Below are 11,456 nucleotides of genomic sequence, written 5' to 3'. Positions count from 1 at the left end.
AGCGATGCGGGTTACTACTCATTGCCGGGAGGCATCCATACAAGCATGCCATGGCCTTGATCATCCTTACCTTCAACACGCTTTTCGTGGGCCGCGGCAGTGCTTCACGGTTCAACATATGACGGGCTATCTGATACTGCTGCGCCACGGCGAATCCGAGTGGAATCGCGAACAACGCTTTACCGGCTGGGTGGATGTGGATCTGACTAGCCTCGGGCGCACGCAGATGCGTGAAGCTGCATGCGCGATGCGCGAGGCTGGTATAGAGGTGGATATCGCGTTTGCCTCAGTGCTAAAGCGCTGTGTGTACTCGTTGTGGATAGCACTTGATGAAATGGAACGGTTCTGGATTCCCCAGAAGCTGGATTGGCGCCTCAATGAGCGCCACTATGGCGGCCTCACTGGGCTGAGTCGGCGAGACGCTGAGTGTGAATTTGGAGCAGCCCGAGTTATGCAGTGGCGACGCTCCATTGATATCGTGCCACCACCTGTTGGCGATCGTGTGAAGAGCTTAGTGGCTCTTGATGAGCGCTATCGTGGATGCCCAGTCGGTCGTGCTTTTCAGGGGGAGTCCCTACGGCAGACCATGGAGCGGGTGCGTGAAGTATGGGTTGAAGAGCTAGTACCGCTTCTGTGCCAAGGGCGCAGCGTGCTGCTGGTCGGTCATGGTAACGCTTTGAGGGCGTTGATTGGTCTCGTAGAGAAGCTCGATGACGATAAACTTTCTCAGGTGGAAATAGCCAATGGCACACCGATTATTTATGGCTTCGATGAAACGCTAGCACCAAAATCCAAGAGGGTGTTCGATGCCGGGAGTCGAACACCCTCCGAAATCCTTTGAGGCTGGATGGCCAGTTGACGCCAATCCATGCTGCACCAGCCGGCGTTGGGTTGCGTGGTTTCTTTCAATCTGCGACCCAAAAGTCCAGTGAATCGACCGCACCTGCCGGCGACCAGGCTCGCCAGGGAGGAATTTGGGTGCTGTTATCCATTCATTCCATTCAGATACCGGACTTTGATTTCATCGAAAAGCAATGTTGTGGCACATACGGCAACGAAGATGCCGGCAATGACGGCTGGCGAAAGTGCAGCGCCGATCAGGCCGAACGCAGCGACCACGGTGGCAATCACTGCATTTCCCCCCGTCGCAAGTGCAACATAAAGGCTGGGACGGAAAGACCAGCAGCGGTCACGCACACGCGTGAGGTAAATGGTTGTTTGCGCCGAATAGATCAGGAAGACGAAGATCGCCATCTGGATTTCCGGGACTGGTAGTGCCAGCACATCCTTGGTAACCCATAGCAGCACAAAACCCAGTACAACCCAGCCGATAGCAAAAATAGCCGCCAGGCGCCCAATTTGCCTGATGCTCCATTTCTCCGGCTCGGGCGAAACCCACGCACGATCCGTCGCGAGCGTAATCGTGACGACATCGTTCAGCACCACCAGCAGCGCTATCAGTGGCAAGGACGTCGCAAAGAAGCCCGTCGCGATGTAGCCGATGGCGAGCAGGGCCGCCAGTTCGATCGTCCTGGCGATCTTTGTGATCGTCCACGTGAGCATCCGTCGATAGACGCGCCGGCCGCTTTCGATGACGGCCACCAGGTCCTGCAGGCCCGGATGCGTCAGAACCACCTGCGCGCACGCCTTGGCCACATCGGTGGCATCGCTCACGGCGATGCCCACTTCCGCTTGCTTGAGAGCCGGTGCGTCGTTGACGCCATCGCCCGTCATACCCACGACGTGGCCGGTGCGTTGGAGTGACTGGATGAGGCGGAACTTGTCTTGCGGGAAACAGTGTGCGAATCCGTCGTAGTCGAGCGGATCGCCCGCGTCCGGGACGGAACTGGCAAAGCGCTCGCCTAATCCGACCTTCCGTGCAATGGTGCGTGCCGTCGCTTCCATGTCGCCGCTGACCATCAAAACGCGCACCCCGAGCGCACGCAGTGATTTCACCAGTGCTGGAGCGTCATCGCGCAGCGTGTCAGCCATCGCGATCAGCCCGCGAATGGTGAGCGTGTCGGATGTGCCTGCCGCAACCGCCATGACACGTGCGCCGGTGGATGCCAAGGCGTCAACCAGTTGCGTCAACCCCTTGAAGGCCACCGCCATGTTTTGCACCACAGCAGGGGAGCCGAACACCACACGAAGGGTTTGATCTCCGTGCCGAACCAAGGCTTCCGAATGTTTGGTGGCAGGTTCAAAGGGTGTGGCCTGCAGACATTCCAGTGGAGCTGCCTGCTGTTGGCGCGCGGCTTCCCAGATGGCCTTTTCGACGGACCCTTGCGAGGCTTGGTTGCATGTGGCGGCGGCCAGCGCCAGCACATCGGCCTCGTTCTGTCCGCTTTGCTCGGGCAAAGGGATGACTGCTGTCACGACCTGCCGGTTTTGGGTCAGCGTGCCGGTCTTGTCGATGCACAGCACATCCATCGTCGCCGCTTCTTGAACGGCGGACAGGCCAGTGACGAGTACGCCGCGCCGTGCCAGCAGCCGTGCCTCAACGGCGTTGGCCACGGTGAACGCGGCTGGCATCGTCACTGGGACGGTGGCGATGATCAGCACCAGCAAGAACGGAACGAGCGTGAGCAAGTCGATTCCGCGCCACAGCGCAAAGGCCAGCAGCGCCACGGCTAGCACTGCGTCGATTGCAACCAGATGGCGCACGACCGCATACAGCAGCCGATCCAGGTGCCCACCGGCGGTCTTCGACTGCACCAACTCGGCTGTGCGTCCGAAGAAGCTGGCGGTGCCGGTCGCGGTAACCCGAGCGGTGGCCTGGCCGCTTTTGACGGTTGAGGCTGAATAAAGAGTTTCGCCTGTGGTGCGGGTTACGGTAGCGGACTCACCCGTCAAGGCCGCTTGATCGACCTCTACTGCTCCATTCGAGACACTGGCGTCGGCGGCCACCAGATCGCCGGGCCCGAGGTGGATCAGGTCCCCTGGCACCAATTCCCGTGCGGGGATGGTGCGCCACTCGCCGTTTCGGCGTGCGCTGGCGTTGACGCTCAGGCGGCTGCGCAGCAGATCCAGCACGCGCTGCGAGCGCCGCTCCTGCACGGCACCTACGACGGCGCTGAACACCAGCCACAAGGCGATCATGACCGGTTCGCGAACCTTGCCAATGACCAGCTCCATTGCCAGTGCAAACTCTAGGAGCCAGGGAATAGGTCCCCACAAGCGGCCAAGAATGCTACGAACCAAGCTCGGACGTTTCGTCGCGATTTCGTTGTAGCCATACTCTTCTCGGGCGGCATGAACCTGTTCTTCAGTGAGACCTGCATCCATCTGTTCTTCTTTTTCCATGCGTTCGTTCCCTATGGACTGACCGGCGTTGCCACCGGCATTCGTTCGAGGCCCTGCGCTTTCATTCCTCCAGCCTTGAATGACACAGACACAACCCAATGCACATTGCACTTGACTGCGCTAGAGGACGTAGAGGTTCACGCCCCCACTAGGTGATGTGTCTCATTGATCCGGTGGATCGTGAAAACCCCATCGTCAATGGCGATCTCGTTGATGCAGCATGGCTCTTGCTTGATGCGCCAATAGCGCGACAGTGACAGGCCGAGGGCATGCATTAGGATCACTCGGTTCGTGCTGTCATGCCCTACCAGTACGATGGTCTGGTCTGCGTGCTTCTTGAGTACAAACTGGAGAACATGAACGCTGCGCACTAAAACGGCCGCCAGAGTCTCCCCGTTGGGAATCGCAGCCAGCTCGGGTGTGTGAAACCAGTCATGGAACTCGGACGGCCAGCGAGAGCGCACTTCCTCGTGTGTGAGTCCCTGCCACTGGCCGTAGTCCGTGTCCATGAGGTCGGCAAGCGGCTCCGCCCTAGCGCCCGTGGCCTGAGAGATCGCCGCGCCGGTATGCACGCAGCGCGACAGCGGGCTTGTGTAGATCATGTCCGGCTTCCAACTGCTAGCGATGCGCTCGCTAAGCATCTTGGCCTGCCGTTCACCAAGATTGGATAGCGCTAGGTCGGCACGGCCCCGAAACCGCTCGGGCGCGATCCAGTCCACATGGCCGTGCCGGGTCAGGATGAGTTTTGTTGTCATAGAACCCCTTTAGGTAAATCTTGGTCAGACAGCCTGTTTGCCTACTCGGCCAAATTCGACAGGCACCATGACGTAGGCCAGATTGATATCTTCCTGAGCCAAGGCATCCATTAGTGGCTGATAGTTGGCCTCGGCTACGGAAACGGTAACGGCCAAGGGCTGGTCGGCCAACTCAAAAAAATGGGCAGAATGGAAGCGGCCGTGGTGATCGAACCCTTCGCCTGCGCCCACAAGAGTGCCTCCGATTGCCCCATGCTTCTGGGCGAACTCCAGCAGCCATTGGCCTATGGGTTTGGAGCCGACGTGCTTGTCTTGTCCGGTGAAAAACGTCAGTTGATAGCCTTGCATGGCAATCTCCGTTCACGAATGGTTTGTTAGTGAAACTGTAGTCATTCCCAAGGCGGTCATAATGAGCGAACCGCCCAAATGCAAGACCAACATTCCAGCAGCCAAGCTCAAGCTGCCTGCACGCAATAGAGCCAAAAGTTCGGCGGAGAACGTGGAGAACGTGGAAATGCCACCGGCAAGGCCCGTAATGATGAAAAGGCGCCAGTGAGGGGCTAGGTTGGGTGATGCTGCAAAGAATGCTATGGCTACGCCGACGATATACCCGGCGATCAGATTGCACACCAATGTACCCATCGGGATGGGTGGGAAGATTGCGTTCATCCCCAAGCTCAGTCCGTAGCGGGTAAGGCCACCGATGACAGATCCCGCGCTGATTGCGATTACGGCATAGAGCCCGTTCATCGAAGCTTTCCTTTACTGCCTCTATGTGTGGATGCGTGGTGTTGGTGCTCAAGCGGAATTTCGCACTTAAACATCACCGCATGTACTTTCTTCAATTCCTCTGCATGCTCTTGCATGAAATCGAGTAGGTGTTGCTCTGTATCCAGCAGTTCCAAGCATTGCGGATGCCGCATGTCGGTTAGTTCAGGGTGGCTATGCGATAGCTTTTCGCCTGGCAAATAGCCCGAAACGACATGGTGCAGCATGGCTTGCAAGATGTTGGCCTTTCGCGCAACTTTCAGAAGATGGTGCGCTAGTGCGGGGGCGCTGAGGTGATGCCAGAAGCGTGTTGCCTTGGCCGTGGTGCCGGTCGGAAAGTACAGCCGAAGGGCTACGAGGGGATGCTTGTCTTTGGTGCTCATTAAGCGGTTTCCTTCGATGCGGGAGACAACTCATCCGTACCCAGAGCTGCACTGAGCCATGAGGATGAATAATGCTCGTTCAGCGATGGGTATAAGCGGGGATGGCAGATACACCGAGCGCTTGGCGTGGACGACCCGGCCCGCTTGGTTGAGCGGCTGCATGGGCGCATAAAGGAGATAGAAGTTGGCTTAGACCCTGAGCGATCAGGGATGGGCACGCGGCTAGCGCATAGTGCTGCGGCACGCAGGCATGCGAGCAATCCGCCGAGAGGGGGTTGAGGCTCGAACTGTGCGAGAGAAGGTAGTCTGTGCATTGGTCGTAAGGCTCGAAACAATCGGGCTGACCAACGGCAGAGGATGTGAGCGCGAACGCCTACAGCTCTGACGGTAGTCAGAAGTCTGTAGGCGTCATCAGCCACGCGAACGCGTGGCGGTTATGAGGAGGAACGCCATCTCCTATGAGGACTATACCTGAACTACGGCGCGGTTTCTAGTTGCCTGTCTCGCCCAGTTTGTGGCCGCATTGACTACAGTAGCGCGCGTCTAATGGGTGGCCGATGTGTCCGCAGCTTTGGCAGATGCGGCTATCGGGGACGCTATGTTTGGTGTCGGTTTGGTGCATCCCACGAGTAAGTTCAGCGGTATATACCCCCGTCGGGATGGCGATGATGCTGTAGCCAATCAGTATCAACGCTGAAGTGACAAGCCGTCCAAGCATCGTGTGCGGCACGATGTCGCCAAAGCCAACTGTAGCCATCGTAGCCACCGCCCAGTACATACTGGTGGGGATATTTATGAAGCCATACTTAGGCCCCTCCACTACATACAACAGCGTGCCGGCGACAATGGCAAAGGTGAGCACCATGAACAGGAATAGCGCGATCTTGCGGCGGCTACGCATGAGCGCCTGTAGCAAGACACCGCTTTCATCGACATAGCGCGTCATCTTGAGGATGCGCAGTACGCGGGGTACGCGTAACGCCCTTACCACCAGCAGGCTTTGCGCACCCGGGATGAACAAGGATAAATAGGTCGGAAGAACCGCAGCGATATCGATAATTCCCCAGAAACTGAAGGCATAGCGCCAGGGTTTAGGGGCTACGGCCAAGCGCATTAGATATTCAATCGTGAAGGCTATCGTAATGCCCCATTCGATAAGGCGAAAGCTTACTGCCCAGGTGCGATGGATGCTCTGCACGCTATCCAAGATGACCACGACCACGCTGATGATTATGAGGCAGACCAAGCTCAAATCAATCGTTCGCGCTGTTGGCGTATTGTGGTGGTAAAGCAGATTGAATCCACGTTGGCGCCAGCCATTCTTTATAGAGCTAGAGCCTGAAACAGGTGAATGAGAATGCATGGTCATGTCATCATGGAGCGGCTTGGGCGTTTAACCAGTCGTAGATCGTTTCCAATGCTAGATGCGTCCACGCCAAATCAGGTAGGCCGCCGGGGCGGAATGCAAACCCTCCATGCCCAGTCTGGCACGCCAGGATGAAGTCAATAGCGTCGAGTGCATAGTCAATGGGAATACCGAGGCTGATGCTGCAGGCTATTCCTGCGCATGTGGTTTCCAAGCACGGCGAAAGGGAGGTTTCCGTTAGCCGGAAGCCAAACCCGGCAACCGCTACGCGCCTTACAAAGTTCGCTGTTTTCTCTTCCACGCCGCAGCCGCACACTTCCAGCACCCGTAGCGCCTCGACCGTGTCGTGCAGGTTGGAAGGGCGACCAAAGCCGCCCTCGACGTTCTCCATAGCTTGCAACTCCTGCCCCAAAGAATGCCCTCCGGCCATCGGAAGACCAAAGTGCTGCCTCAGCCAAAGGCTGTAGAACAAGGCATGCAGCGATGCTTGAAGTGTTGGAGCACTCGCGTGTGGCAGCGTCAGTGGTAAAGACGCCACGGCTTCGCGTACCCGTGGAGCATCGGGGTCCTCCGCTTGCAGCTCTTGCAAGCTGCGCACCCTGTGGTACAGCGCGAAAGGCTGCGATCCGATGCCTTGAGAAAGGACGAAATCGATATGCTTTGCTCGCTCCGGTAGCAGTGCATTGGTCAGCAGCGTCCACGCGCGCGTACTGTGCCAGGTATCGGAGAGATTCGGCTCCTCTAGGTGATAGCCACGGTAGAAACAAAACCCGCCGCCTGGCGATGCCCGCTCCAGAATATAGTTGCGCGCAAGGTGGACGGCGGATTTCAAGCGTGTCTCGATGGACGGTACGAGATTAAAGGCCGATGGTGAATCCAAGGGCATGACATATCCTCCCGGAGAGCTTTGATGTTTTGCATCGATCGATATCACGTCTGCGCTCCGGTTACCGGCCTTTTGTCATCGTGCGCTACGCTTGCGCCTGTGGGCTTTTCTTTCACGTTCGCCTGGTCTGCATTGGCACCAAACACCTGTGCATATAGATCTTCGCCGAAGCTAGTGGACAAGGGCTCCCCCACTTCCAGCTTGAACGATCGGGAGCCGTCCTCGCGCCGCTGCGCACGCAGGAACAAGGCATCGGCCCGGTTGTCCGCCGCGAGCCGGTGCGCGAAGTCGAACAGGTGCGTGACGGCCATCACCCTGATCCGCCGATCGCGCAACGCTTCCACCGTCTGCCAGGCGATTTCGGAGCCTTCCCGCTCGTTGGTTGAAGCAAAGGATTCGTTGGACAGGAACAGGCATCCTGGTTGGATGGCGTCGGCAATATCGTTCAACCTGGACAGCTCTTCATCGAGCTTTCCGCTCTTGAACGAGGCATCCTCCTCGCGCTTGTAGTGCGTGAAAACGCCGTTGCAGCGTTCGCCCGCGTAGGCTTGGGCGCAGACAAACATGCCGGTCTGCATCATCAGTTGCGCCACGCCGCAAGCGCGCAGGAAACTGGACTTGCCGCCCTGGTTGGCCCCCGTGATGACGATCAACCCTTTGCCCTGGGCCTGCACCGTGTTGCCCACGACGCCGGACCCCATTTTGAGCGCCAGGCATGCGTCCCTCAAATCGTTGCAAGCCAATTGCAGCGCGCCTGTATCCGCCATTGCAGGCATGCACCAGGGTGCCTGGGCTTGGCCTAACTGCTCGTGCAGATTGAGGCAGGCCACATAGAACGCCAGCTCCGTGCGCAACATCTGGAAGAACCCCAGGACATGGTCGCAAGACTGCCCCAGCGCATTGGCCACGAGGTTGACACCGCAATCCTCGATTTCGCCGAGCATCCGCGCGCCCGCCTCGTCGCGCTCGTGCAGCCGAAAGCCGTACTGCGCAGGTCCCCGGTGCAACAGCCGCTCCCACAAGGACGGCTTCTCCGGGGGCAATCGCAGCACATGGCCCACGCCTTCTCCACCGTGCCCAAGCGAGGCGCTGATCAGCACGCCGCCATCGAATTTCAGGGTCTTCAGATGCTGGCGCACCGTGGCCAGGTAGCTGTCATCGAACTCCGTGCGCAGCATCTCGAAGAGCGCGCTGAACCCCGGCGAGCTGAAGTCTCTCCCCTTGTGTTCGGCAAATACGCGCAGCTTTTGCAGCATCTCGGTAAAAAACTGCATCAGGCCGATGGCGCTGCGTAAGACGCCACTGGGGTAATTCATGAACACGCCGAACCAGTATTTCTTGCGACCCTCGATCGCCTCAACCGCAAGGGCGTAGAGTTCGCGCACTTCCTGCGGATGCGCTATGGCATCCGCCAGCACCTGCTGCCGATGCTGCACGGTCTCAGCGTCGTTGTTGGTTGAAAGCAAGATGGCCTTGCGCGCCACGTCGCGCAGGAAGGCGTCTCCTCCCGCCATCGCGTCCCAGAGCGTGGACAGTTCGAGGTCCTGGGCCAGGGTCTGGGCATGCGCGGGAACGGGCTGCTCGCCGTCGAAGTCCCGGTCAGGGTGCATCAGCAAGGCTTTCATGGCGCGATCCGCTCCTTCAACCAGGTGCCGGTGACGTGGTATTTCTCGGCAATCGCCAGCGCATGCGCCAGGCCATCGGCCGCCCGCCGCTCAAGCTTGAAGCTGCGCGCCGCCGGGTCCGTTGGATCGAGCGCCGCCACCATGCTGACCACCTTGGGGGAAAACCGTGTCAGCTCATCCAGGAACGTCACGCATACGGCGATGGCGTCGAGCCGGGACAGGCGTTCCAGCATTTCACGGCCGAGGAACAGTGCGTCCTGCAAGGTCGTGGAGGAGAAAATCTCGTTGATCACCACGACGGAGTTCTGTGTTGCCTGCTCCAGAATGCGATGCATGCGCACCAGGTCGTCGTGCAGCTTGCCGCGCAGGTTACGGATGTCCTCTTCGCGCTCGAAGTGCGAGAACAGACGATCGAACAGGAAGAACCGGGCCGGCCCGGTGGCCGGCACCGGGCAGCCGAGGCTTGCCAGCCAGTGCAACTGGCCGAACATGCGCGCGAATGTCGTCTTGCCGCCCTGGTTCGGGCCGGTGACGACGATCATCCGCTCGGCGCCATGCAACTCGAAGCCGTTGCAGACGATCGCTTTTTCCTGGTTCAACAAGCGCAGCCCTAGCGCCAGGTCGAATGCGCCATATACTTGGATGTCCTTCGTGGCATTCGACACGGAGGGATGGCAGAACGCCATGCCTGCTTTGCGGAACGGGGAGATGAAGTCCAGCCAGCCGATGTAGAAGTGGATCTCGCGGTCAATGCGCTCGACCAGGGGCTCCATGAATACATCATGCTCGGCCCGGAACGCCGATAGCGCGCCGAACACCTGCGGGTTCAGTTGCGCGACGCAGTCGAGTACCTGCGCCTCGATGTGGTTGAGGCCCTCCTTGACCGGCAGTTGGATACGGTAGTCCTTCACTGCGCCGCGACGGAATTTGGCGAAGGTGCGCTCGATCTCCACGGTGTAGTCCGGCTCATCCGCACAGTTGCGAACCGAGACGTTGGGGCCGTAGATCGTCACCGCATAAGTGATGCTCGCCAAGTCCCGCACCAACTGCGCTGCCTGCTCCATGAGGCGCTTGAAGGGCGCGGACTCGACATACGCCCGCACGAACTCGCGCCAGCGCTGCAAGCCTCGGGAATTGAGTGCCAGCGGAGCCAGTGCTCGATCGAGTTCAACGATGGCCTCTCCATAGCGTTGCACCGCATTCAGATGCCAGCGGTTGCGTTCGTGCTGGTCGTAGGCCTTGGTCGCCAGCGGCAATTGCTGGCGCATCACGCGCAACCGCTCGGTGAACCCGCGCACGGCAGCCATGATGTCCGATTGTTCAAGGTCGCGCATCACTTCCTGCCGGAAGACGATCGCATCCTCCGACATGAGATTGGCATGGAAGAACCCTGCGAGGTCATACTCCTTCCAGGGCACCACGACGGCTTGCACCACCTGATCCAGCCCGAGGTCGTGAAAACACTCGGGTTGCTGCGCAATGTGGATGCTTGGGCCTTCGCCCAGGATGCTCTGGAACGCAATCTCTCGTGCTTGGCTCTGATTGGCCTGGACGCTCTTGGGGTGAGTATCAGCGAGTGGAGTTTCCATAGCTGCTTTCTATTCCCATAGCATGTTGACGCGCCGCATGGCGCTGCAGGGGTGGGAGTCGGATTTATTCTGTCTCCAGCCGGTCATGGCGCGAAACCAAGACTTGATCACGTATGGCGACCACGCTGGCCTGACCGAGTGCATCCTCGCACCAGCGCGCACAAGCCAAACACCGGAGGGTTGGGCTCCGGTTCGATGTGCGGAGAGAAATTCTTCTATACGCATCTACGCGACCTGGGAGTGGGGTACAAACAGATCGGCGAGCGCGGTGGACGACAGCCCACAGCGTCCTCGATCAGGACCTGTAGGCATCATCAGCACTTTGAAAGTGCGGTTTTCCCAGCTCTACTTCTGGGGTGGAGGTATGCCATCTCCACGCATACAGTATAGCAATCGCGCCTATCTGATAGATCAAGCGTTGACTAATTTTCGTCTGCGGGAGTCATCGAAAACCGCGTTGTTTTGCCTCGCGAAAGGCTGCACTGACAAGGATTGCTAGACAGCCCAAGAAGAGCAGAAATCCTCCCCAAAGCGGCTCAATTTTCACGGCGAGGACAAGAGCAGACACGAGTGCGACAAGCACTAGCGTTGCCGTAGTGAGTCGCGCGTCCGCGAGGAACATTCCGAGTAGTTCCTTGGCAACATCACGAAGAATACTCATTGCGCCATCTCCATACGCACTCGCCGAAGGCGGTATGCGGTTGCAAGGCCGACGGCCAGGAACACACCTGCGAATAGGGGTCTCCTCGTTTTCAGTGCAATAAGTGACGGTACGAAAAGC

General features: G+C 58.8%; 10 protein-coding genes and 2 riboswitches. Of the genes, 1 reads left to right on the top strand and 9 read right to left on the bottom strand.

Annotation, left to right across the window (positions count from 1 at the left end; all coding sequences use genetic code 11):
- The coding region (locus OX89_RS05970; protein ID WP_157497348.1) for a 2,3-diphosphoglycerate-dependent phosphoglycerate mutase at positions 1-841 on the top strand (841 nt) is incomplete at its 5' end.
- Positions 842-984: 143 nt separating this feature from the next.
- Here OX89_RS05970 and OX89_RS05965 read toward each other — a convergent pair.
- From OX89_RS05965 to OX89_RS05930, 9 genes are all read right to left on the bottom strand, one after another.
- Positions 985-3,303 carry an HAD-IC family P-type ATPase gene (locus OX89_RS05965; RefSeq protein WP_047349940.1) on the bottom strand — a complete coding sequence of 773 codons (2,319 nt, stop codon included), beginning with the start codon at positions 3,301-3,303 and terminating at the stop codon, positions 985-987.
- Positions 3,304-3,440: 137 nt separating this feature from the next.
- On the bottom strand, positions 3,441-4,058 hold the full coding sequence (locus OX89_RS05960; protein ID WP_047349939.1) for a histidine phosphatase family protein: 618 nt from the start codon (positions 4,056-4,058) through the stop codon (positions 3,441-3,443).
- A gap of 24 nt (positions 4,059-4,082) precedes the next feature.
- Positions 4,083-4,406 carry a DUF190 domain-containing protein gene (locus OX89_RS05955; RefSeq protein WP_047349938.1) on the bottom strand — a complete coding sequence of 108 codons (324 nt, stop codon included), beginning with the start codon at positions 4,404-4,406 and terminating at the stop codon, positions 4,083-4,085.
- A 12-nt stretch (positions 4,407-4,418) separates the two neighbouring features.
- The gene (crcB, locus tag OX89_RS05950; RefSeq protein ID WP_047349937.1) at positions 4,419-4,808 is read right to left on the bottom strand and encodes a fluoride efflux transporter CrcB; all 390 of its coding nucleotides are present in this window, start codon (positions 4,806-4,808) and stop codon (positions 4,419-4,421) included.
- Complete coding sequence (locus OX89_RS18100) at positions 4,805-5,209, bottom strand: hypothetical protein (protein WP_084002023.1); 405 nt, start codon at positions 5,207-5,209, stop codon at positions 4,805-4,807. Before OX89_RS18100 ends, crcB begins: the two co-directional genes overlap by 4 nt.
- 395 nt (positions 5,210-5,604) lie before the next feature.
- Positions 5,605-5,675, bottom strand: a riboswitch (Fluoride riboswitch).
- 24 nt (positions 5,676-5,699) lie between these two features.
- Positions 5,700-6,578, bottom strand: coding sequence for an ion transporter (locus OX89_RS05945; protein WP_198173346.1), 879 nt, complete (start codon positions 6,576-6,578; stop codon positions 5,700-5,702).
- 4 nt (positions 6,579-6,582) lie between these two features.
- The gene (locus OX89_RS18510) at positions 6,583-7,461 is read right to left on the bottom strand and encodes a prenyltransferase/squalene oxidase repeat-containing protein (RefSeq protein WP_157128554.1); all 879 of its coding nucleotides are present in this window, start codon (positions 7,459-7,461) and stop codon (positions 6,583-6,585) included.
- Between the two features lie 44 nt (positions 7,462-7,505).
- Positions 7,506-9,086 (bottom strand): hypothetical protein, encoded by a 1,581-nt coding sequence (locus OX89_RS05935; protein ID WP_047349935.1) that lies wholly within the window; start codon positions 9,084-9,086, stop codon positions 7,506-7,508.
- A complete protein-coding gene (locus tag OX89_RS05930; protein WP_052952248.1) occupies positions 9,083-10,675 on the bottom strand; it encodes a hypothetical protein in 1,593 nt (530 codons plus the stop codon). Before OX89_RS05930 ends, OX89_RS05935 begins: the two co-directional genes overlap by 4 nt.
- A 298-nt stretch (positions 10,676-10,973) precedes the next feature.
- Positions 10,974-11,059: riboswitch (Fluoride riboswitch) on the bottom strand.
- Between the last annotated feature and the right edge of the window lie 397 nt (positions 11,060-11,456).

Origin of the sequence: Diaphorobacter sp. J5-51, from assembly GCF_001023515.1 — a bacterium.
In the GTDB taxonomy this organism is placed as follows: Bacteria; Pseudomonadota; Gammaproteobacteria; order Burkholderiales; family Burkholderiaceae_C; genus Diaphorobacter; species Diaphorobacter nitroreducens.
Note: the sequence above shows the minus strand (reverse complement) of the source record. Positions and strands in the feature narration are given on the sequence as shown.

Bases quoted from the DNA above. Each gene is read 5' to 3' on its own strand.
- OX89_RS18510 (WP_157128554.1), bottom strand. From the start codon at position 7,461: ATGCCCTTGGATTCACCATCGGCCTTTAATCTCGTACCGTCCATCGAG.
- OX89_RS18100 (WP_084002023.1), bottom strand. From the start codon at position 5,209: ATGAGCACCAAAGACAAGCATCCCCTCGTAGCCCTTCGGCTGTACTTT.
- OX89_RS05960 (WP_047349939.1), bottom strand. From the start codon at position 4,058: ATGACAACAAAACTCATCCTGACCCGGCACGGCCATGTGGACTGGATC.
- OX89_RS05955 (WP_047349938.1), bottom strand. From the start codon at position 4,406: ATGCAAGGCTATCAACTGACGTTTTTCACCGGACAAGACAAGCACGTC.
- OX89_RS05935 (WP_047349935.1), bottom strand. From the start codon at position 9,086: ATGAAAGCCTTGCTGATGCACCCTGACCGGGACTTCGACGGCGAGCAG.
- OX89_RS05945 (WP_198173346.1), bottom strand. From the start codon at position 6,578: ATGACCATGCATTCTCATTCACCTGTTTCAGGCTCTAGCTCTATAAAG.
- OX89_RS05930 (WP_052952248.1), bottom strand. From the start codon at position 10,675: ATGGAAACTCCACTCGCTGATACTCACCCCAAGAGCGTCCAGGCCAAT.
- OX89_RS05965 (WP_047349940.1), bottom strand. From the start codon at position 3,303: ATGGAAAAAGAAGAACAGATGGATGCAGGTCTCACTGAAGAACAGGTT.
- crcB (WP_047349937.1), bottom strand. From the start codon at position 4,808: ATGAACGGGCTCTATGCCGTAATCGCAATCAGCGCGGGATCTGTCATC.